This window comes from Marinifilum breve (assembly GCF_003202155.1).
Classification (GTDB): Bacteria; Bacteroidota; Bacteroidia; order Bacteroidales; family Marinifilaceae; genus Marinifilum; species Marinifilum breve.
The window spans coordinates 158,437-180,886 of record NZ_QFLI01000004.1 but is presented as its reverse complement, the minus strand read 5'-3'; the positions used below and the strand labels follow the sequence as shown (position 1 = coordinate 180,886).

Annotated in this window: 16 protein-coding genes and 1 pseudogene; 14 read left to right on the top strand and 3 right to left on the bottom strand. The window is 36.1% G+C overall.

From position 1 onward, the window contains the following. Positions 1-55 precede the first annotated feature (55 nt). The 10 genes and pseudogenes from DF185_RS10745 (at position 56) to DF185_RS10700 (ending at position 13,228) form a co-directional block, all read left to right on the top strand. Positions 56-985, top strand: coding sequence for a hypothetical protein (locus DF185_RS10745; RefSeq protein WP_110360750.1), 930 nt, complete (start codon positions 56-58; stop codon positions 983-985). 338 nt (positions 986-1,323) lie between these two features. Then, positions 1,324-3,114 carry an ATP-dependent nuclease gene (locus DF185_RS10740; RefSeq protein ID WP_110360749.1) on the top strand — a complete coding sequence of 597 codons (1,791 nt, stop codon included), beginning with the start codon at positions 1,324-1,326 and terminating at the stop codon, positions 3,112-3,114. A 119-nt stretch (positions 3,115-3,233) separates the two neighbouring features. After that, a complete protein-coding gene (locus tag DF185_RS10735; protein WP_110360748.1) occupies positions 3,234-4,397 on the top strand; it encodes a phosphomethylpyrimidine synthase ThiC in 1,164 nt (387 codons plus the stop codon). Positions 4,398-4,401: 4 nt separating this feature from the next. Next, on the top strand, positions 4,402-5,565 hold the full coding sequence (locus DF185_RS10730; protein WP_110360747.1) for an iron-containing alcohol dehydrogenase family protein: 1,164 nt from the start codon (positions 4,402-4,404) through the stop codon (positions 5,563-5,565). 2 nt (positions 5,566-5,567) lie between these two features. Beyond that, positions 5,568-7,022, top strand: a complete 1,455-nt coding sequence (locus DF185_RS10725; protein ID WP_110360746.1) for a prenyltransferase/squalene oxidase repeat-containing protein — start codon at positions 5,568-5,570, stop codon at positions 7,020-7,022. A 145-nt stretch (positions 7,023-7,167) separates the two neighbouring features. Then, a pseudogene (locus DF185_RS10720) lies at positions 7,168-7,593 on the top strand (phage tail protein). A gap of 56 nt (positions 7,594-7,649) precedes the next feature. After that, positions 7,650-9,155, top strand: coding sequence for a S41 family peptidase (locus DF185_RS10715; RefSeq protein WP_110360745.1), 1,506 nt, complete (start codon positions 7,650-7,652; stop codon positions 9,153-9,155). A 532-nt stretch (positions 9,156-9,687) separates the two neighbouring features. Beyond that, positions 9,688-10,155, top strand: a complete 468-nt coding sequence (gene nuoE, locus DF185_RS10710) for an NADH-quinone oxidoreductase subunit NuoE (RefSeq protein WP_110360744.1) — start codon at positions 9,688-9,690, stop codon at positions 10,153-10,155. 46 nt (positions 10,156-10,201) lie between these two features. Continuing rightward, positions 10,202-11,389, top strand: coding sequence for an NADH-ubiquinone oxidoreductase-F iron-sulfur binding region domain-containing protein (locus DF185_RS10705; RefSeq protein WP_110360743.1), 1,188 nt, complete (start codon positions 10,202-10,204; stop codon positions 11,387-11,389). Between the two features lie 48 nt (positions 11,390-11,437). Then, entirely contained in the window at positions 11,438-13,228 is a 1,791-nt protein-coding gene (locus DF185_RS10700; protein ID WP_110360742.1) for an NADH-dependent [FeFe] hydrogenase, group A6, read from the top strand. A 534-nt stretch (positions 13,229-13,762) separates the two neighbouring features. On the opposite strand, the gene kdsA is transcribed toward DF185_RS10700, so the two are convergent. From kdsA to DF185_RS10685, 3 genes are all read right to left on the bottom strand, one after another. Beyond that, positions 13,763-14,581 (bottom strand): 3-deoxy-8-phosphooctulonate synthase, encoded by an 819-nt coding sequence (gene kdsA, locus DF185_RS10695; protein ID WP_165836008.1) that lies wholly within the window; start codon positions 14,579-14,581, stop codon positions 13,763-13,765. A 37-nt stretch (positions 14,582-14,618) separates the two neighbouring features. Continuing rightward, on the bottom strand, positions 14,619-15,893 hold the full coding sequence (locus DF185_RS10690; RefSeq protein ID WP_110360740.1) for a replication-associated recombination protein A: 1,275 nt from the start codon (positions 15,891-15,893) through the stop codon (positions 14,619-14,621). 88 nt (positions 15,894-15,981) lie between these two features. Further along, positions 15,982-17,967 carry a tetratricopeptide repeat protein gene (locus DF185_RS10685; protein WP_110360739.1) on the bottom strand — a complete coding sequence of 662 codons (1,986 nt, stop codon included), beginning with the start codon at positions 17,965-17,967 and terminating at the stop codon, positions 15,982-15,984. Positions 17,968-18,135: 168 nt separating this feature from the next. On the opposite strand from DF185_RS10685, the gene DF185_RS10680 reads away from it, so the two are divergent. The 4 genes from DF185_RS10680 (at position 18,136) to DF185_RS10665 (ending at position 22,384) form a co-directional block, all read left to right on the top strand. After that, a complete protein-coding gene (locus DF185_RS10680) occupies positions 18,136-18,846 on the top strand; it encodes a cytidylate kinase-like family protein (RefSeq protein ID WP_110360738.1) in 711 nt (236 codons plus the stop codon). A 271-nt stretch (positions 18,847-19,117) separates the two neighbouring features. Then, positions 19,118-20,326, top strand: coding sequence for a C1 family peptidase (locus DF185_RS10675; protein WP_110360737.1), 1,209 nt, complete (start codon positions 19,118-19,120; stop codon positions 20,324-20,326). Positions 20,327-20,495: 169 nt separating this feature from the next. Continuing rightward, the gene (locus tag DF185_RS10670; RefSeq protein ID WP_165836007.1) at positions 20,496-21,086 is read left to right on the top strand and encodes a porin family protein; all 591 of its coding nucleotides are present in this window, start codon (positions 20,496-20,498) and stop codon (positions 21,084-21,086) included. 125 nt (positions 21,087-21,211) lie between these two features. After that, on the top strand, positions 21,212-22,384 hold the full coding sequence (locus DF185_RS10665) for an ATP-binding protein (RefSeq protein ID WP_110360735.1): 1,173 nt from the start codon (positions 21,212-21,214) through the stop codon (positions 22,382-22,384). The last annotated feature ends 66 nt before the right edge of the window (positions 22,385-22,450 follow it).

Sequence of the window (22,450 nt, the reverse complement as noted above, 5' to 3'; positions counted from 1 at the left end):
AGTAATAATAATTGGTGATGCCCAATGTTGGGCTCGCTTTAAAAAGGAGAATTGTATGAATAATAATGAAAAAGTGATTTTCGAACAATTAATTAGATTAATTGCATTCAAAAATGAAAATGAAGAAGAATTGAAGTTGGTTCCGCTTTTGTGGGCAATGTTGGAAGATGCTGTGGCATACCACACAGATATAGCATTGAAAGTAAAGGAAGAGGAAAAAACCAGCAAGGTATTAACCCAGAACAAGGAGGATATCTTTAATGATTTAATTCTTGACACGGCAAATGCAGAAGGCATGTTGAGCAGTTATGGTAATTATAAAAAATTTGTTCCATTTCAGAAGATTGAACACTGTAAAAAATCTGAATTGATTAGAACTAAGGATGAGGATATTCTTACCAATGTGGACAAAATGATTACGGTAATGAAGGATGCTCCTGCCGAAAGGGCCGAAGCGGGAATTACCGATGAGCGCCTGGCTGCCTTGGAGGCAAAGCATGCTGCGGCATTGGACATATTGTTTGGCCCTGAAGAATTTAGGTTGCGACAGAAGGATCTAAACAAAAAGATTGATGCAGAATTAAAGGCATTTAAGCGTTTGTTGTGCGATTCTATAAAGCCTAACATGCATTCGAATTTTGCCGATGCCAATCCCGACTTGTACAATGCATTCCGAAATGCCATACATACCGATGCCTTGCCAAAGAAGACCAAGGTGATTACAGGCAGCTTTAAAAATGAAAAAGGTGAGCCAGTAAGTGATGTGTGGATACAGTTGGATGAGGAGAAACCAGTAAAGAAGGGTGGCAAAAAAGGCCAGTTCTACTTCTACAATGTGGCAGCCGGACAGCACAGCTTACAGTTCACTAAAGAATCCTACAAACAGGAGAAAAGGGTGTTCATGTTAGAAGCCGACCACTGCATGCATTTCGACATTACCTTCATATTGGAGGAAGTGCAGGTGGAAAGTGAAACGGAAGCTTAAAGCATTCATTGCTAAAACTCTCTGAAAGCCCCATTAAATGGGGCTTTTTTTATATGTACAACTGTAATTGAATAATAGATTTTAAAAGGTTAAATAAATTTAGATTGATTCTAAGCAAATAAACTAGAATATGTAAATAAAATTTGGGTGAATAGTTTTAAATTTATTGGGCTGATTGGGAAGCATAATAATATATCAAAAGGATAGGGAGGTGCACAATACTGACCTATATGGTGTGTATTGTGCACCTTTTTGATGTGAGATAAGTAAAATAAGTGCACCAGTACACATATATAAAGTTGGCAACCATATAAGGAGTAACCCTAAATAATAATTAAATGGCAAAGAAAAAAGTAGCACAAGTTTCGTTAATATCAGAAAATCCTGAAATTGAAAATCCTAGACTAACAAAACTAATAATTAGAAATTATCGTTGCATTGGCTCAACCCCAGTTGAATTAGAACTAGATGAAATTGTAGTTTTAGTTGGTGCTAATAATGTTGGAAAAAGTTCAATACTTAAAGCATATGAACTTGCAATGTCACAAGGGTCTAAAAATGCAGATTTAAAAATAGAGGATTTTCCTAATAATGTTATCGATACTGAAAATTTACCTGAAATAGAGCTGCATACAATTGTTTACGATAACACACCCGGTGATAGGTGGATACAAACACTTGAGAATGGCGAAATGTTAGTTCGTGAAAGATGGATATGGGAAGCCCCTGGAAAGCCAAAAAGGGAAGGGTTTGATGTTTCGGAAGGAGATTGGAGTGAAAATGTACCTTGGGGTGCTCCTAATGTTGCAAACACAAGAAGACCTGAACCTCATAAGGTTGATGCTTTTGATTCCCCAGAAGAACAGGCAAAGGCAATAAAAGCTTTATTGATGCAAGCATTAAATGAGAGAGTAAAGAACTTGAAAAATGGTTCTGAAGAAGCGGATGGAGAAGAAAATGATTATCAAAAATTACTCACTAAGGTAAAAGAGCTTCAAACGAAAATTGTTTCTGAAGCACAAGAACAGATAGATGCCGTGAATAGTGAGTTAACAGATGTAGTTGAAAAGATATTCCCTAATTATAAGATTGACTTTGATGCTAAACCTGAAGATGACTTAGATAAGACGATTAATTTATTTAAAGCAGACACTCAGTTGTTAATGGGTCCCAATGACGGATATTTGTCAACAGTTGATAGACAAGGTAGCGGAGCAAGAAGAACTTTACTATGGACTGCAATAAAATTTATATCCGAAAATAATGAAAAGGCAAAATCTGACACTGCTATAAAAAGGCCTCATTTGTTATTAATAGACGAGCCAGAGATATGTTTGCACCCTACAGCAATTAGAGAGGCGTGTAATGTATTGTATGATTTACCTAATTCGGGGAAATGGCAAGTTATGGTAACTACTCATTCTCCTATATTTATTGATTTCTCGAAAGATAACACAACAATTATTAAGGTTGAAAAAACTTCAACTGGTGAAATTACTGGTACTACAGTATTTAGACCTGAAAAAGCAAAACTTGATGATGATGATAAAAAGAATTTGAAGTTATTAAATATCTGTGACCCATATGTAGCAGAATTTTTCTTTGGAGGTAAAGTTATTGTTGTAGAAGGCGATACAGAATACACAGCGTTTAGTTATATAAAAAATAGAAAGCCAGAACAATACAAAGATGTCCATATTATTAGAGCTAGAGGTAAAGCTACAATAGTATCACTGGTTAAAGTACTAAATCATTTTGGTTCTCAATATTCAGTATTACATGATAGTGATAGTCCTAGAATTATAACAAAAACTGGTCGTGAAATGGCTAATCCTGCTTGGGGTAATAATAGAAATATTTTAGCAGCTGTTCAAGCTAAAACTGCAGATACATCTGTTAGGTTATTAGCTTCACTACCTAATTTTGAAGAGGCATATTTTGGAGAGGAGATTGATAGTGAAAAACCATATAATGCCCTGAGAACATTGGAGTCTGATGAAGAGAAATTTAATAATGTCGAAACTCTTTTACAGTCTTTAATCGACCATTCTTTACCAACTGCTATAAACTGTACAGAATGGAATACAATTGAAGAATTAGAAGAACAATTAAATGGAGTATTAGTATAAATACGGTTGCCAACAATGTGTCATACGTAATAGCCCTGCCGCAGGCGCAACACAGGGCTACTACGCATACACTAACCGTTAGGGCCAATACAAACTGACGAAATAGGAGTAAGAAGCATATGATAGAAATCAAAACAGGAATCTATACTCAGAAAGAGTTTCAGGAAAAAATAAAGAATCCATATACAACCTTTCTTAAAGGAAAAGGAAATAACGTTTGTGTTGGCGAAGGCTTTCTAGTCAAAGTTGCTACAAATATTGGTGTTTCGGAGATTTCAAATCACCAAAATGAGATAAATAAGCTGGATAAGCTTGAACAATTGCCATATTCACCCGACATAATTATGGATCATACAATTGTAAAACTGAAAAAACCTTTTTGGAAAACAATTGTCAATACGTTTTCAGGACCAGTCGGAACTCTTCCTCATTATTTGTCATATGATTCCGAAAAAGGAATATGTGAAACGGAGTTTTTAGAAAGACTTCACGAGATGGCTGAATTTGGAGTTAGTTTTGTAACACTACATCCTACAGCAAACGAAAAACTACTTGAGATTGCAAAAAAAACTAGAGTTTTACCAACGACCGCAAGAGGTGGAGGCATAATATTATCAGATAACAAAATTAACCAAAGAAACGAAAATATTATTTCAAAGAATTTTGACTCCATTTTAGAAATATTGAAAAAACACAATATGGCTATTAGTATTGGTACTACCTTTCGTCCGTCTAATATTTTTGAGGCTTTAGATGAAGTACATATTGAGGAAACTAAACTTCAATCGGAATTTGTGTCAAAAGCGAGAGAAAGAGGTGTTGATACGATGATGGAAGGTGTTGGCCATATTAGACTAAGTCAAATTCAAGAATATGGTGATATTATTAAAAAAATAAAAGTGCCCTTTATGCCGTTAGGTCCTATACCAACAGATGCTTCCATCTCTTTTGACCATGTAGCTTCTGCAATTGGAGCATCTCATCTTGGCATGCAGGGAGTTGCAAAAGTTTTCCATTCAGTAACAAGAGAAGAACACACTGGCAACGTGCCGAATTTTGAATCAATTATTGAAGGATTAAAATCGGCTAGAGTTGCTGCACATTCCGTTAATATTAGTTTATTTCCTGAATATGCTCAAATTGATAAAAATGTAGCCTTGACTCGCTCATATAATAAAACATGTGTTACAAATCAAGGACTTTTTCTAGAAAACGAATCTGATAAATTTGAACCTGGCTGCATGAGATGTAATAATGAATGTCCACTTACTTTAAAATATTGATATTATGATAGAATTTCACTACAATTTTCCAACAAGAATTATTTTCGGAGAAAATAAAATCGATGAAATCTCAAATCTAATTACTCCGTTTGGGAATAAGGTATTAATTATTTGTGGTTCTAAAAGCAATCAAGCTTCTGGGACACTAGAAAGGTTACAAAAGCTTCTAACAAGCCATAATATATCCTTTACTGTTTTTGAAGGCGTGACCACAAATCCAACAGAAGAAATTATTAAATCGGGTGCCACTAAGCTAAAGGAATCCAAATCTGATTTGATAATTTCTATTGGAGGAGGGAGTGTTCATGATGCTGCAAAAGCGATTAATTTATCTTTATCACATGAAGATAAATTAATTGACTATACAGTTACAGGAAAACATAGTGTCCCAGGTATTAAAAATGAGTTATTACCATTAATTACCATTCCAACAATTACAGGTACTGGAGCAGAAATTTCACCAGCTTCCCTTGTGAGATTAAATTTACAGAAACATATAATATTTAGCCCATTTTTATTCCCGTTTGCTTCGATTTATGACATAAGTGTTATGACTTGTTCTGAAAGGTCAACAATTTCAAAAGTTGGTATCGATGCATTTTTCCAAGGATTAGAAGCATATCTGGCTAAAAATTCTAATCCATTTTCAGACAAATTTGCATTAGAAGCTATTAAGAATAGCATACTATACCTACCTGCGTTATCGAAACAGCCAGATGATTTAAAAGCTAAATCCTACGTAGCATTATCTGCACTAGATAGTCTTTTAGGCGTTTCGAATTCTGGTGTAGGTGCTATACATGCTTTATCCGACCCTCTAAGTGGTCGATACAATATACATCACGGGGTAGCTCAAACAATTGTTGCGAAAGGTATATTATCTTATTATAAATCAATTAAACTACCAAAGCTTAAATTGCTTGAAGATGAATTGGTAAAACTTATCACCCCACTTCACAAATCATTTCCAAAGGATATTATTGCACAATATGAGTGGTTCTTGGAAAAATTAGACGTTAATATCACCGAAGATTTAGAAATATTACGTGCAAAAAAAGTTGATATGTATAAACTGACTGAGGAATCTCAAAATCCAGACATGGCTACTGCACCTGTGGAATTGACAAGTGATATTATTGAAAATATTTTCCATAATTCTATTAAGTAGTTATGGAAAATAAAAAATCATTACAAACAAGAATTGAAAAGGCTATTAATATGTCTAAGGTTGTTCTACACTCAACAAAAGGAACAACAACTATAGAAAAGAACACTACTTCGTTTTGGCCTCTTTTTTTATTCACAGATTCAGAGCCTGATGTCCCTTTTCATGATGACCTTATTGACACCTGTGCAACCGCAATGGGTCTAATATCTACTCAAATACTTTTTTCACAAAATATTAATCCTGACACGAAAAAAATAATAAATGAAGGAGCCAATTCTCTTTTGTTTATGAGAAATACAGATGGTTCTTGGCCATCATTTATTATTGTCGATAGCAAAGAAGATATACAGCTCGAAGGGATAATAAATGATACAAGTTTTGCAATTAATGCATTAATACGTCTAGACTTTTTATCAGAAAATCCAATTATTGACAAACCAATACTTGATAGGTACGAATTAGGTCCCTTAAAAAATCGTCTTAATTATATCAATCAATCAATCAATTGGCTAAGTGAAAATAGGGCAAATAAAGCTTGGTCATATACAGGTATTGAAAGATTTAATAATAAAGCTAGTGTAATATCAACGACTTCTGCCACTGTCAGCGTGTTAAACACACTTCAGCTTGTTTATGACAAGATAAAAGACCATGACAGTGTTCAAAATGAGAATCTAAGATTAATTAAATTGTTAATTGAAGAAGCATCAGAGGAACTTCTAGTGTCTCAGTCCGCTAAAGGAGGTTTTTCCAGACAGCGTGGGGAATTTGAAAGTATTGCTCATACTTGTAGTGCATTATCATTCTTTTTAAGTTCAGATTATGATTTACACAAAGATAATCTTATCAAAGCGGTGAAATGGCTACTAAATAATAAAAACGTTTACACTCCCGATAAGATTAATAACTCAGATTATTTTGATGAATATGCACAATTTGTTAATTCCGACAAGAAAGTCTTCAAAAAGAATCTAATTCACCATGAAACTTTTATCGATGCAATTATATTCTATACAGCTTTACTTATTAATGACGATAAATTAAAAAAGGAGCTTAACATTTTCTATAAATTGAAGCTATCAAAATTACTTTCTGTAGGTTTTGAAAATTTGCTGAAACGTCAATCTTATAGTGGAAAATATTTAGGAGCTTTTAAATGCAGAAGACAAATACCTTCAGAAGACTATCCGATTTATGGCATTCAAAATGGAGTGAAAGCACTTAACTATGCCAAAGATAATTTTGATAGTTATGTAAATATGACATTTTTTCGAAGGAAATTTTGGACAGTTTTAGCAGTTTTAGCAGTAATTCTTCTTTCGGGGAGTTTTTTATTTTTCAATATTTTTAAGGATAAAAGCATAACAGAAAGTGTTTCATTTGCTTTCGGATTGTCAATTATTGGTAGTATTATAGCAACAGTCATCTATGAATCAATAAAGAAGTACTGGCCCTAACCCCCCGTTGCCGCAAGAATCCTTTCTTGTGGCTTACTGGATATTTAGAGTTTATAAAACATTAATGGTACACTCACTTCGTTTGTTAAAATCAATCCATGTAAATGGTAAGTAAAAAGAATGCCAATCAATTAAGAATAGAAGAATGTCAGAAGATAAAACAAGTGCCTCTTGGCCATTGCCTAAGTTCTACTTTGAAGTAAAGCTGGAGTCAGGTGTTGAAGCAAAATTTCAAGAAGTTGCAGGATTAGATCTTGCTAGTGAAGGAGGTTTGCAATCTGCGAATGTAAGCTTGAAAAAAGGGATTTTTACAAAAACTGACAACTTTTTTAAATGGTATGATTCCATTAAAATGAATACCATGAATAAATGTACTGTGCTCATTCGTTTGTTGGATGAAAGTGGTGAACCGGCAATGAGTTGAAAATTGCATAATGCCTGGCCAACTAAGATTACGGGCACGGATTTAAAGGAAGAGGGAGATGAAGTTGCAATAGAATTGCTGGAAATGGCTTATGAAGGGATAGAGACTGATGGTTCAGGAGCTAACCAAGAATATCGCTTAAAGTAATGGGTACTACAAAATCATTGGCAAGAGTTAATAGTAATTAATAAGAAGATCATTTCATGAGAATATTATTGTTGGCAGTAGCTGGCTTGTTGTTACTGTCTAATCAGCTTTTTGGACAGGATAAAATTGATTCCAAATTGTTACAGGAAGAGCTGGAAATACTGGGAGATATTGTTATTGGAATTTCTCCAAAATTGAGTAAGGAGGAGAGAAACCAAATTTCTAAGCTGATAGAAGAAAAGAAAAGTACCATTGAGGGTAAGGCTATGACTAGCCTGGAGTATTTTAATTTCCTGGCTGAATTGGATCTGCCCACCCAGTTCGATGAGCATGCTAGCATTCAGATTGATGAAGATGTTTTGACTCCTCTGCTTAAAGAAGCAAAACTGTTTCCTTTGCCCATAAAAATCTTGAAAGATCGTGTGGTGGTGAATGGAAAGAGAGGAATGTTGCCCTATGCCAGTATCATCCATTCCATTAATGGTCAAGCTATCGATTCGGTTTTAAGAATGATCTCAACGGATTCAGGTAATCTCTCGAAAAGAAGAATAGAATGGCAATTTTCCATTGACTATTGTATAAAAAAGCCTTTCACGCGATCTTATTCTGTTGCCTATTCAGAACCATCTGCCCCGGAAATAAACTTAAAAAAGAAGATTGATGGGTTGGATCGAAGCGAATGCGTGAAGCAACTAAATGAGCTGCTTGTTTATCCATTGAATAGAGATTCTTTGAAAAACTTCATTAATACCAAATATTATCCCAAGCACAAAGCATATTACTTTCAGCTGAATAGCTTTAGTTGGGATGAGAATTCTAATTTGGGGAGGTTTGAAAGATTTAGTAATAAGAAGGCTAAGTTTGATAAGTGCTTCAAAAAAATATTTAAAGAAGTTGGTAAGCTTGGAGCTGAGAACCTCATAATTGACCTAAGGCATAATGGAGGTGGGGAAATCCACAATCCCGGACTTTTATACTCTTATATCGCTAAAAATAAGTTTGTACAGCATGCTCGACTTGAAATTCCAGACTTCTTATTGCCACAAGAGGAATATATTATAAAGTTGGATGATAAAGAATGTAAGGGAGAAGAAGATATAGCGGATTTTATGAATGCTTATCGTTCAAATTTTGAAAAGGGCGAATCAAGTTTTTTCTCTGAAGCTATTAAAGAGCAGGAAATGTTACCAAACAAACATGCTTTTCGGGGAAATGTATATTTGTTGGTAGGAGGTTATACTTGTTCCGCATCATCTTACTTTACAGCTTTGTTTAAGGGGGAGAAACGTGGTGTCATCATCGGAGAACAAATTGGAGGATCTCACCATTCAATTACGGCAGGTACCAATATTACTTATCAAATGCCTCATACGGGATTTAAAGTGAAAGTTCCGTTAATGGTCGTGAACTTTTCCGATGAACTTTATGAAAAAGTACCTGAGTTAAAAGTCAATCCCGACATAGAACTTGGGGGTGAAATATATTATCAATATGTTCTAAATAAGCAGGATCCGGAACTTGAGACCGTTTTTCAACTGATTGCTGAAGGTGATAAAAATTGATGCACGATTCAGAAGTAGAATAATTGCATCAACTGGTATTTGATAACTAAACGAATTAGAAACAAATTTCAGAAGCTAAAAAACTTAAAGTATTCATAAAGAAAGCCTTCGGATAATTATCGAAGGCTTTCTTTATGACTTTTGTCATGTTTATCATAGTTTAAAAGGAGTCTAAATACAAATTACATATGTTTTGCGACACTTTATGTTGAACGTATTGAAAAATTATTATAGATACAAATCTTCCAGAAGCCTTTTGTTTGCTGATGTTGGAGAGTTATGGATTTCTTAAGTTAAGCTTTATTATTGTTTGTTTTGGTAATGAATTGACTGTTAAGGTTTTTTAAATAAATAGAGAAATATTTCTTTAATTTTTTTATATTCATAGTGTTATGCCATTTATACTAAGAAGTTGGTGGTGGTATAATGCCGATATATTAATGAATGGCTTTTAGGAGTTGGTGAACTAAAAGCTAAAGTCATTAAATAATCGGTGTTACTCTATTAATATTAACCCTAAAACCTACAGTGTATGGATTTTCAAGAAAAATTAGTGCATGATTTAGTTGCCAAGCATGGTACTGATCGCGAAAATTTGCTTCCCATTCTTCAGGGAGTGATTGATCAGGAAAGATTCCTATCGGAAGAGGCAATTTTGAAGATTGCCAAAGAAATGAGCATACCTGCTGCTGATGTTTACGGAACGGCTACCTTCTATTCCTTCCTCGACACAGATCCAAGAGGCAAGTATGTAATTCGAGTATGCAAAACAATTACCTGTGCCATGAAAGGCAAAAATCAAATTATACAGGCAATTGAGAACTTCTTAAAGATTAAGGTTGGTGAAACCACGGTAGATAAAAAGTTTACCATTCTTCAGACCAACTGTTTGGGATGGTGTCATAAGGCGCCTGCCATGCTGGTGAACGACGATGTTTATACGGAGCTTACACCAGAATCGGTGGTGGATATTTTAAGAGAATATCGCGAAGAAAACTAAGCTAGTATTAGATAAAGCAAAACTAACAATCTAAATACCCTTTGGTATGACAACAACTAAAAAACAACTTCATAGAATCGATCTTATCTTTAAAAACGAGCAAGATTGTAAAGAGATTCTTAGAAATGCATTGGCAAGGTCCAATCAGGAAGTAATCAATGAGATGGTGAATTCCGGTCTCAAGGGTAGAGGGGGAGCAGGATTTCCAACAGGACTAAAATGGAAATTGACTGCCGAGCAAAAAGTAGATGAAAAATTTGTGATTTGTAATGCCGACGAAGGCGAACCGGGAACCTTTAAGGACAGGGAAATCTTAACCCGAGTTCCTCATAAAGTTCTATCCGGTATGGCGGTTTGTGCTAAAATTATTGGTGCAAGAAAAGGCTACATTTATTTAAGAGGAGAATACAAATTCTTGGTTCCAAATCTGAAAAAGGAATTGAGAAGATTTCACGATATATTAGACGAATTGGGATTGGATTTCCGTGTTGAAATTTTCATGGGAAGTGGAGCATACATCTGTGGTGAGGAGAGTGCTCTGTTTGAATCTATGGAAGGAAAGCGTGGGGAGCCTAGAAATAAGCCTCCTTTCCCAACCGAAATTGGTTATATGAACAAGCCAACGGTAATCAACAATGTGGAGACATTGGCACATTCCTATACCATATTAAAGTATGGAGCGAAGAAATTCCGTGAACTGGGTGTGAAAGATTCTCGTGGATCGAAGGTGTTCTCGGTTTCGGGTGATACGCCAATTCCAGGCATCTATGAATTGGAGCTGGGAATGTCGGTTCAGGATTTCGTTGACGATTTTGGTGATGGTGACACCAAAGCAGTTCAGGTGGGTGGAGCCTCTGGTTTCCTTGTGCCACGTAAACGATTTGGAAAGACTTCCATTGGTTATCAAGGAAAGTTAACGGGTATTTCATTGCCTACAGGAGGGTCGATGATGATTTTCAACTCTTCTCGTTCCATGTACAATGTATTGAACAACTATCTGGATTTCTTCGAGGAGGAATCATGCGGACAATGTACTCCATGTAGAGTGGGCTGTCAGCAACTACTAAAAGGCATTAAAGCCGTGAAGCGCGGTGAGAAGCCAGCCTCTTATTTAGACAAATTGCTTAAGCTTACCGATACGATGAAGTTGACAGCTAAATGTGGTTTGGGCCAGTCTGTGGCAAATTCATTCTCTTCTATTGTAGAAAATTTCCGTGAGGAAATGATTTACTAAGAAAGAGCTAATTCCAATTTATTTTAAACCATTAAAAAGAAATTTGATATGTCAAACATGGTAAATTTAACAATCAATGGAATAGCTGTAAGTGTAGAAGAGGGACAAACCATTCTTGAAGCAGCTGAAAAACTCCATATCAAAATACCAACATTATGCTATCACAAAGATTTATGCGTTGCAGGTAACTGTCGTGTTTGTGTGGTAGAACAGGTTGGAAATAATAAACTTGTAGCATCTTGTGCTATGCCTGTTTCCGAAGGCATGGAAATTAATACAAATACACTTAAGGTTCGTAACTGTCGTAAGCACATTATCGAATTATTGCTTACTGAACACAACGAAGAGTGTACCAAGTGTTATCGCAACGGACATTGTGAATTGCAGGAATTGGCAGCAGAATATCAGATTACCAACCAGGATTTTATTGATTTGGTTCCTGATAAAAATTATACAGTTGATAGAATTTCTCCGGCCTTGGAGAAAGATGACTCGAAATGTATTCGTTGCCAGAGATGTGTACGCACATGTGCCGAAATTCAAAGTGTTGGGGCCATTGCAGTAGCTCACAAAGGTTCTGAGATGAAGATCTCAACCGTTTTTGATCGCGCATTGGACGAGGTGGTTTGTACCAACTGTGGTCAGTGTATCGTTCACTGTCCAACGGGTGCTTTGGTTGAGAAATCCTATGTAGAGAAAGTTTGGGATGCCATTGCTGATCCTGATACACACGTTGTGGTGCAAACAGCTCCTGCAGTTCGCATCGGTTTAGGTGAAGAACTTGGATTTGGGGCAGGTAGCAGAGTAACAGGTAAAATGGTTTCTGCACTTCGTCGTTTGGGTTTTGATTCGGTATTGGATACTGATTTTACTGCTGACCTTACCATTATGGAGGAAGGAACCGAGTTGTTGACCAGATTGAAGCGTGCATTGGTAGAGGATGATCCTGATGTTGCATTGCCTATGGCAACCTCTTGTTCTCCAGGATGGGTGAAGTACATCGAGCACAAATACCCGGAATATCTTCCTAACCTGTCTACTTGTAAATCGCCTCAGCAGATGTTTGGTGCTTTGGCAAAGACTTATTATGCGAAGAATATTGGAGTAGATCCTCAAAATATTATTTCTGTTTCCATCATGCCTTGTACGGCAAAGAAATATGAGGCCAACCGTCCTGAGATGAAGGATAGCGGTTACAAGGATGTTGATTTTGTATTGACTACCAGAGAACTTGCTGTAATGATTCGTCAAGCGGGTATTGAGTTTGAAAAACTAAACGATGAATCCTTTGATTCCATCATGGGAACAGGATCGGGTGCTGGTGTCATATTTGGTGCAACCGGTGGAGTAATGGAAGCGGCTCTTCGTACAGCCTACGAAATTATAACGGGTCGCGAAGTTCCATTCGAAAATCTGGAAATTCTTCCTGTTCGTGGTCTGGATGGTGTGAAAGAGGCGAGCATTAAGATTGAAGGAACTGTTGATGATTGGAAATTCCTTGAGGGAGTTGAGCTGAAGTGTGCAATTACCAATGGATTGGAAAATGCACATCGATTGATGGATGACATCAAGAAGGGTGAAAGATTTTATCACTTTTTAGAAATAATGGCTTGTCCTGGAGGTTGTCTGGGAGGTGGTGGTCAGCCTTATCCAGTAGATGATGAGGTACGTATGAAACGTATGGAAGCCATATATGCTGAAGATTGTGATCTTCCAATCAGAAAGTCACATGAAAATCCTGAAATCGTTCAGATATACAAAGATTTCTTAGAGGAACCTTTGAGTCATAAATCTCACAAATTACTTCACACCTCATATGTGAAGCGTGAGCAATATTAGTAATAGGTAATTTTGTGTAAAAAGAAAGATCCGGCCTTGGTCGGATCTTTTGTTTTATACAAAATGCATTATATATCAGGCTGAAAGCCTAATTTAGTTCAGCCTGAGGCAAGGCCTCAGGATAATAAATCATTGTTAAAAGCGTCCTGAAAGGGCAATTTAATATTAAACTGTCCTTTCAGGACGTTCACTTGCCTTAAATAAATTACCTAAGGCGTTGCCTTGAGGCTGAACTAAACTGCCACTTTGTGGCGATTTTTTTAAAATGATTTAAAGAGATAGAATTTGTATTAAAAAACAAGAAAGTTATATGTGTATATTGAACTTAACAGCTCTGCACTTCTAGGGGAGAATTTAGAATTTAAAGATTATATCTATTATTCTCTTTCAAATTATATTTTTGATAATTGGTGTATAAAGAGAAGAGTTCAAGATGATGGGTATCAATCATTAATACCCTGTATAAAACAACAGAGAGCATCACTTGAAGTGATACTCTCAGGACCCTATGGGAATTTCTTAATGATTTCGATATTAGAACTGATTGATTGTTTTTCGAATTGCAACCAATTTTGTAAGTAGATCTTCCAAATAATCCAAGTGTAGCATGTTTGCACCATCTGACTTTGCATTTGCAGGATCAGGATGCGTTTCGATGAAAATACCATCAGCACCAACTGCAATACCTGCCTTGGCAACTGTTTCGATTAGTTCAGGACGTCCACCGGTTACACCACCAGCCTGGTTTGGCTGCTGCAAAGAGTGAGTGATATCCAAAACCACAGGGCAATTGTTTTCTTGCATTACCGGAATACCCCTGTAATCAACAATCATATCCTGGTATCCAAACATGTTTCCTCTATCGGTAAGCACCACTTGATCGTTACCTGATTCACGAACTTTGTTTACAGCAAACTTCATAGATTCAGCAGCCAAAAATTGTCCTTTTTTGATGTTGACAACCTTACCTGTTTTTGCAGCAGCTACCAAAAGATCTGTCTGACGACATAGGAATGCTGGAATCTGCAATACATCTACATACTCAGCAGCAATGGCAGCTTCTTCAGGATTGTGGATATCAGTAACGGTTGGAACTCCGAAAGTATCACTTACTTTCTTAAGGATTTTTAGTGCTTTTTCGTCACCAATACCTGCAAAAGAATCCAATCTTGAACGGTTGGCTTTGCGGTATGATCCCTTAAAGATGTAAGGAATTTCAAGTTTGTTGGTGATTTCAACAACTCTTTCGGCAATTCTCATGGCAATCTCTTCGCCCTCAATTGCGCAAGGACCAGCTAAAAGAAAGAAGTTACCACTATCGGTATGTTTAATATTTGGAATATTTTTAATCATGATTTTCGGTTTTATTTAATGGCAAAAGTAAGCAATTTTAGAATCTATTCTTCCACCAATTTTTTAATCTCTCCCAAATTTTTGCTTCTTGAGCATTTTGTTGTGGGATATACAAGCGTTGATTTTTAATTTCTTTGGGTAAATAATCCTGTTCTACAAAGTTACCCGGATAATCGTGTGAGTATTTGTAGTTCTTTCCGTAGTCCAAATTCTTCATCAATTTGGTAGGCGCATTTCTCAAATGTAAAGGTACAGACAAATTACCTGTTTCTCTTACCAATGCTTGCGCTTTGCCTATTGCAAGGTAGGAAGCATTACTTTTTGGCGATGTAGCAAGGTAAATGGCAGTTTCCGATAAAATGATTCTGGATTCGGGCATTCCAACCAGGTTAACGGCCTGAAAGCATGCATTGGCAAGCAATAAGGCATTGGGATTGGCCAATCCAATATCTTCGCTGGATGAAATTACCAGTCGACGGGCAATAAATTTTGGATCCTCACCACCTTCCAACATTCGTGCCAACCAATACACAGCTGCATCAGGATCACTACCTCTGATGGATTTGATCATTGCCGAGGCAATGTCGTAATGTTGCTCTCCATCTTTGTCGTACATCGATGGATTTTCCTGAAGCTCCTTGGTCACCAATTCATTGGTGATGATGATCTCATCACTGGTTTGTGAATTGATTACCAGTTCAAGAATATTTAAGAGTTTTCTTGCATCACCACCCGAAAACTTTAGCAGCGCATCCTTTTCTTTGACGCTGATGTTTCTTTCTTTTAGGTAGCTATCGTTCTCAATCGCATGATCGATCAAGTGTTCCAACTCTTCTTTTTCCTGTGCTTTAAGTACGTAAACCTGGCATCTTGAAAGAAGTGGAGAAATTACCTCGAAGGAAGGGTTTTCGGTAGTAGCACCAATTAAGGTTACAGTTCCATTCTCAACTGCACCTAACAATGAATCTTGTTGCGATTTGCTAAATCGATGAATCTCATCGATAAACAGAATCGGGTTAGGAGAAGAGAAAAACCTTTGGCTCTCTGCTTTGGCAATCACTTCTCGAACATCCTTAACACCAGAGTTAACTGCCGATAAAGTATAGAACGGACGATTCAGCTGATTCGCAATGATTTTTGCCAGAGTGGTTTTACCAACTCCAGGAGGTCCCCACAAAATGAAAGAGGAGATGTTTCCTGATTCTATCATTTTACGCAGTACGGCTTTTTCGCCAACCAAATGTTTTTGTCCAAGATAATTGCTTAAATCTTTTGGACGCAGGCGTTCAGCTAAAGGTTGATTTGGTGTCATTTATTTTATCATTCTATCCTGATATCAGGATAATTTTTAATAGGAAACTTTGAATAATCACAAAATTAAAATACTAATTCAAAGTCTTCTAATCTTGTTTGTTACAGTATCGTTTGATCACATTGTATGCATCAATTAATCCAAGCTCACCAGCCTTGCTCAAATCTTCGTATGCCAATGTTTTATCGTTTAGGAAAAGATAAATTAGCCCACGATTGTAATATGCTTCTTTAAAGTTAGGATCCAATTGTAAGGCCCAATCATAATCGGCAATGGCTTTCTTGAATTGTTTAGACTTGGCATATGCATTCGCCCTGTTGAAAATTGCAAAACCGAAGCTTGGGTCCAGTTGAATCACCTTGCTGTAATCTTTAATTGCGCTGGAGTAATCAATAATTACTTCGTTTTTATCTTTTTTATCATCTGGTTTTAAGCTAACCACCGATTCATTTCCAGTTCCAATGGATTGAATGTAATCGGTCATCGCCACCAATGCGTTGGCGCGATTGAAATATGCAAAAATCTGGTTTTTATCTTTCGCCAAAGCTTTGTTAAAGTCATCTATGGCATTGTTGTATTTCTTGTCCATCAGCTGATAGGTTCCCCTGTGGAAGTATGCTTTGGCCGAATTGGATTGAATTTGATTCTGCGCAGCTGCAATCTGCTTTTCAATCAATGATTTTGGATATCTTCTTATGTGATTGGAAATGGTGAATGCAGGACTGTAATTGTGCTGCTGATTGTATTTCATGATCGTTTGATCGTAGTATTGAATCTTTCCTGCACGCAAGCTATCCATGCTTAAGTGTGTGATGTGAAAGTTCTCTTCCAATTCGATGCTTACGCGTTTATCCTGAACTCGTCCTTTAATCACCTCTTCAGTAAATGATTCTCTGGAGTTCAAGTCAATCAAACGCTGAAAGTTTTCTGTTGTATCAACGAATGCAGACATTTTGCCCTCGTTTTTCATTTTCTTGTACCTGTCGATAATCTGTAATGCCTGGTGTCTATCTTTCATGGCACCTTGCTCATCATTTAAATCACGCTTTACGGATGCCCTGGCTAGATAGGCTTTGGCAAAATCAGGATAGATTCGAATGGCAGTACTAAAATCGGCCATGGCACCATACAGATCTCCAATGTCGGTCTTTACAAATCCTCTGTTGAAATAGATTAACATGTTGTCGGGATTCATTTCCAAAACATTGTTGAAATCATCAATAGCAGAATTGTAGTCTCCAATTTCGGATTTTAACAAGGCTCTGTTGTAGTAGCAGTGAGCATTGTTGGGATCAATTTCAAGTACTTTGTTGTAATCTTCCATGGTGCCCTTTAAATCTTTCAAGCGGTAATTTGCGAAAGCTCTTGCCATAAGAACTCTTGTGTTCTCCGGTTCAAGTTTTAAAGCACGGTTGTAATCTTTTATGGCTTCGTCGTAATCTTCTTTTTTGAATTTCAGATACCCTCTGTTTCCAAAGGCGTGAGCCGAAAAGTTATTCAATTGAATGGCTTTGTTGCAGTCTTTTATTGCGCCATCTATATCATCCAGGTTTTCACGTGCGATGGATCGATTTAAATAAACGCCCAATATTTCCGGATCAATTTGAATGGCTTTGTTAAAGTTTTCCTCTGCACTTTTGTATTGTTTTAAGGATAGTAAGCTATTTCCCTTGCTAAAATAGATGTCTGCCATATTGGGTTTAAGAAGCATGGCCTTATCGAAATCTATAATCGCATTCTGGAATTGTTTAAGTGCATTTTTAGCAACTCCCCTGTACAGAAAAGCAAAAGTGTAATTGGGATTCAGTTCAATCGCTTTGGTATAATCAACAATTGCTCCATTGTAATCTTCAAGGTGAGATTTTGCCAATCCTCGGAAGAAATAGGGTTCAGGTAAATAAGGTTTTACCCTGATGATGTCGTTGAATTTGTTGATTGCTTCGGTGTAGTCATCGAAATAAATTGCACTTCTACCTTTATCGAAAATGTTGTTGGTGTTTAATTGTGCCTTTAAAACTATGGGACAGGATAATATAATCAGAGTGATAATAAGCTGAACAAATCTATTGCGCATTGTATTCTTTTTTGGTGAGCTTGAATTATGAATTACAAATTTATAAAAATAAAAAAACCTTCTTTTAAATAATCACTCTATATAACAAGAACCGAGCCATTTCATTTTTATATGTTCTTAAAAAATCTTAAATTATAAAGAGATAAACTAACTAATTAGGAGGTGGATATGGACAATATTTTGTTAAAGTACATGGAAAAAAGGTATGAATCAAAAATTATCGATCCTAAAAAGGAGATGTTTTGTGAAGGACCTGTTGTTACCATCTCTCGTGAGTGCGGATGCACAGCAATTAACATTGCCAATAGCCTGGCAGCAAAGTTAAGTGCAAAAACCGGAAAGAGATGGACTGTTTTGACCAAGGAAATTCTTGAGCGATCGGCAAAGGAATTAAATTTGGATCCCGCTAAAATTGAATACGTTTTTAATTCTATGGAAAAGTCAACATGGGATGAAATTCTGGCAGCTCTATCGAGTAAGTATTATCAAAGTGATAGAAAAATTAAAAAGACAATTGCAGAAGTGGTAAGGTCGTTTGCATGCAAAGGCAACTGTATTATTATTGGTAGGGGAGGTGTGGTACTAACCAATGATATTGAAAGATCCTTTCATGTAAAATTGCATGCTCCTTTGGAATGGAGGGCTTCTCAGCTGCAGAAAATTTATAAGCTAAGTATGGAAGAGATGCTTAAGTATGCAGAAGAAATTGACAAGAAAAGAGAGATTCTGAGAAATTACTTTAACAAGGAACCATTGTCAACAACTGTTTTCGATGTGATATACAATTCAAAGAAGCTGCGTGATGAGGATATTGTAGATTCCTGTATTGATCTGATGGAGAAAAAAGGAGTGTTGGGCAAACAAATTGTGATGGGATAATTCACTCCGAATACATCATATAAAAAGAGAGTATGTTTCTGCATACTCTCTTTTTTATTAGGGAAAACCAGAAAAATAACGGGTTTATCTAAAACATGTGTTAAACTGACAATAGTTCTTGTTTAAGGTTTTGCTTTTGCTAAATTTGCAAGCGTTTGAATACATTTATAACAAAATACATAAATGTTCATGATCAATTGATCAATAGTACTATAGGGGATGAATTGATTTTATGGAGTTGTTTTCCATGTGAACACAAAATTATTAACAAATGAAACTAAAATTCTTAAGCGTTGGACTTTTGGCAGCAGGGTTGGCATTTTCTGCTACTGCTGGTGTTAAAAAGGATGAGAAGAAAAAAGAAGCATATCAGTTTTCTGATATCAAAAGATTACCTGCAACATCTGTAAAAGATCAGCACAGATCAGGAACATGTTGGTCATTCTCAGGTTTGTCATTCATCGAGTCAGAAATGATTAGAATGGGTAAGCCAGAAGTAGATTTGTCTGAAATGTTCGTAGTATACAACTGCTATTCAGATAAAGCGAAAAGACATGTTAGAATGCATGGGAACTTCAACTTTGGTGGCGGTGGAGCATTCCACGATGTTACTTATGTGTTGAAAAACTATGGTATTGTACCAGAGGGAGTTTACGAAGGATTAAACTATGGTGAATCAGGACATACACATGGTGAATTGGATGCTGTTTTGAATGACTACGTTACTGCTGTAATCAAGAACAGAAACAAAAGATTAACTCCAGTTTGGCACAAAGGTTTCGATGGAATTCTAGATTCTTATTTGGGAGAGAAGCCAGAGAAATTCGAGTACGAAGGAAAAGAGTATACTCCAAAGTCATTTGCTAAGGATTTTGTAGGTGTGAATGCTGATGATTATATCGAGATTTCATCATACACTCACCACCCATTCTATGAAAAATTCATTATTGAAGTGCCAGATAACTGGTTGTGGGATGAAGTTTACAATGTGCCATTGAATGAAATGATGGAAATCATGGAGAAAGCAATCATGGATGGTTATACCATTGGTTGGGCTTCTGACGTAAGTGAAAAAGGTTTCATGTACAGAAAAGGTATCGCTATTGTTCCTGAAACTGAAACTAAAAACATGACAGATTCTGAAATTTCAAAATGGGAATCTCTTTCAAAAACTGAAAAAGCAGCTAAATTAAGCGGTGATGCAGGTCCGGTTAAAGAGAAAGAAATTACTCAGGAATTGCGTCAAATTGCATACGATAACTACACAACTACTGATGATCACGGTATGCACATTGTAGGTATTGCAAAAGATCAAAAAGATAACAAATACTTTATTGTGAAGAACTCATGGGCTGATGATAGCAACAAGTACAACGGATACTTTTATGCATCATTCCCATTTGTAGCATACAAAACCATGTCTTTCATGATTCACAAGGATGCATTGTCGAAAGAAATGAAAAAGAAATTGGGATTGTAATCCTATCATAACAAAATATTAAACCCGGCTTTGAGTCGGGTTTTTTTGTGTTTATTCGGTTTATTTTGTAGTGAATGCATTACTTTAAGGCATTAATAATTTTAAATTAATGATTAATGTTAAAAAAACTCTTAAATTAGTGTTTCTAAAAATTGAAAATAATTTAACTATGAAGAAATTAATCTTATTAGCAGTAATCTGTTTGTTCAGTTCTGCATTGTTCGCACAGTTGTCGTCTCCTGTAAATTTTGGTTTACATGCAGGTTTGGTAAGTACTAAAATGGATACGAAAATGCCATCGGTATCAGAAGTTAAAGATAAGGCTGATAATGGAATGATGTTAGGTGCCTTTTTAAGAATTAATTTGAACAAATGGTATCTACAGCCAGAATTGAACTATGTATCTAGAAAAAGTGAAGTTGTTGTTAGTGGAGTTAGTGGAGACGTTAAAACTAAGAGCATGGATATTCCTATGCTATTAGGTTACAAGCTTGTAAAACTTCCTGCTTTTAAATTAAGAGCATTTGCTGGACCTGTTGCATCATTTAATATTGATGATAGCTTTTCTTCAGCTTTGAAGCAACGATTTGAAGATGAAGATTTGAAAGGTGCTGTTTGGAATGCAAAAGTAGGAGCGGGTGTTGATGTTTGGAAATTGACTTTAGATGTAGATTATGAGTTTGGATTAAGTGATGTTTCATCAGAGTTCCTAAAGAAGAACAAGATGTTTAATGTAACATTAGGATTTAAATTGTTCTAATTAGATCATATAAAAGAATTGAAACTGCTGATAATTTCAGCAGTTTTTTTTGTCTTTATTTTTCAGATTTTATTTATTTGAACGATAAAGAGATAAATTTGTAGTCGATCAAACCACGACCTAAAATGATTTTACCTTCTGAGAGCAAGATTTCATTGTTAAGAAAATTAGATTTCCTGGCGGAGCAGGATGACAAAGTTTTTGCTTACCTGTCTGAAATTGTAGAAATTAAGAATGTGCCCGCAGGTGACTGCATTTTTACCATAGGTGATCCGGGAGGAGCAGTTTATGTAATTGCAGAAGGATGTGTACAAATTCATGATGAGGACCACATTTTTATTGAATTAGACGAGACCAGAAGTTTTGGGGAGTACGCATTAATTGATACGGATACACGTTCGGCCTCGGCTAGGGCTAAGGTTGATAGTGTGTTGTTACTGTGTACGCAAGCCAATTTGAGAGAAGTTGAGATCAAATTCAATATTAAAATTATTGATACGGTTCTGATTCCTTTGCAGAATATTAGAAAACGTATGATGGTGAAAGATCAGTTGGAGGAAGAACTGACTAGTCAGAAGGTGATGATCGAAAGGCAAAGAAAAGAACTGGAACGTTTGAATGCGACCAAAGATAAATTCTTTTCCATTATTGCACATGATTTAAAGAATCCATTTGCTTCATTGATTGGAGCTTCTGATTTTCTGGTGAATAGTTCTAATGAACTTGGTAAGGAACAACTTCATAATTTTCATGAAATTATTAATCAATCAGCCAGAAGGGGATATAAATTATTGGAAAACCTTTTGGAGTGGGCCCGAATGCAAACGGGCAATATCAAATTTAAACCTAAAGAGGTTGATCTATGGAATTTGGTCAATGAAGTTGTCAATTTGCTAACAGGAAGTGCAGAGAACAAAGAGATTCGTTTATCAGCAGAGATTGATGAAAACCTTAAGGCTTTTGTTGATGAAAACATGATCGATACAGTTGTGCGAAATTTGGTGAGCAATGCAATAAAATTCACACCTCGAGGAGGTGAGATTAAAGTAAGCTCGCAAGTTGTAGGTCAGTTTATTGAAATTACCGTAGCGGATAATGGAATAGGGATTACGCCAGAGAACATTAGCAAACTGTTTAAGATTGACGAGAAGGTCACTAAGAACGGAACAGAAAATGAGACAGGAACCGGACTTGGCTTAATTTTGTGTAAAGAGTTTGTTGAGAGACATGGAGGTGAAATAAAAGTTGAAAGTGAATTGGGCAAGGGAAGTAAATTTATTTTTACGATTGCTGTTTGATAACCTCTTTAAATCTTCTGCGTAACATCTTAGGAAGTGCCTAAAATGTTGATATTTCCCTTATAT

Excerpts from the sequence above, each read along its gene's own strand:
- DF185_RS10665 (WP_110360735.1), top strand. The coding sequence starts at position 21,212 with ATGATTTTACCTTCTGAGAGCAAGATTTCATTGTTAAGAAAATTAGAT.
- DF185_RS10725 (WP_110360746.1), top strand. The coding sequence starts at position 5,568 with ATGGAAAATAAAAAATCATTACAAACAAGAATTGAAAAGGCTATTAAT.
- DF185_RS10700 (WP_110360742.1), top strand. The coding sequence starts at position 11,438 with ATGTCAAACATGGTAAATTTAACAATCAATGGAATAGCTGTAAGTGTA.
- DF185_RS10680 (WP_110360738.1), top strand. The coding sequence starts at position 18,136 with ATGGACAATATTTTGTTAAAGTACATGGAAAAAAGGTATGAATCAAAA.
- DF185_RS10690 (WP_110360740.1), bottom strand. The coding sequence starts at position 15,893 with ATGACACCAAATCAACCTTTAGCTGAACGCCTGCGTCCAAAAGATTTA.
- DF185_RS10715 (WP_110360745.1), top strand. The coding sequence starts at position 7,650 with ATGAGAATATTATTGTTGGCAGTAGCTGGCTTGTTGTTACTGTCTAAT.
- DF185_RS10705 (WP_110360743.1), top strand. The coding sequence starts at position 10,202 with ATGACAACAACTAAAAAACAACTTCATAGAATCGATCTTATCTTTAAA.
- DF185_RS10675 (WP_110360737.1), top strand. The coding sequence starts at position 19,118 with ATGAAACTAAAATTCTTAAGCGTTGGACTTTTGGCAGCAGGGTTGGCA.
- DF185_RS10740 (WP_110360749.1), top strand. The coding sequence starts at position 1,324 with ATGGCAAAGAAAAAAGTAGCACAAGTTTCGTTAATATCAGAAAATCCT.
- DF185_RS10685 (WP_110360739.1), bottom strand. The coding sequence starts at position 17,967 with ATGCGCAATAGATTTGTTCAGCTTATTATCACTCTGATTATATTATCC.
- DF185_RS10670 (WP_165836007.1), top strand. The coding sequence starts at position 20,496 with ATGAAGAAATTAATCTTATTAGCAGTAATCTGTTTGTTCAGTTCTGCA.
- kdsA (WP_165836008.1), bottom strand. The coding sequence starts at position 14,581 with ATGATTAAAAATATTCCAAATATTAAACATACCGATAGTGGTAACTTC.
- nuoE (WP_110360744.1), top strand. The coding sequence starts at position 9,688 with ATGGATTTTCAAGAAAAATTAGTGCATGATTTAGTTGCCAAGCATGGT.
- DF185_RS10730 (WP_110360747.1), top strand. The coding sequence starts at position 4,402 with ATGATAGAATTTCACTACAATTTTCCAACAAGAATTATTTTCGGAGAA.
- DF185_RS10735 (WP_110360748.1), top strand. The coding sequence starts at position 3,234 with ATGATAGAAATCAAAACAGGAATCTATACTCAGAAAGAGTTTCAGGAA.
- DF185_RS10745 (WP_110360750.1), top strand. The coding sequence starts at position 56 with ATGAATAATAATGAAAAAGTGATTTTCGAACAATTAATTAGATTAATT.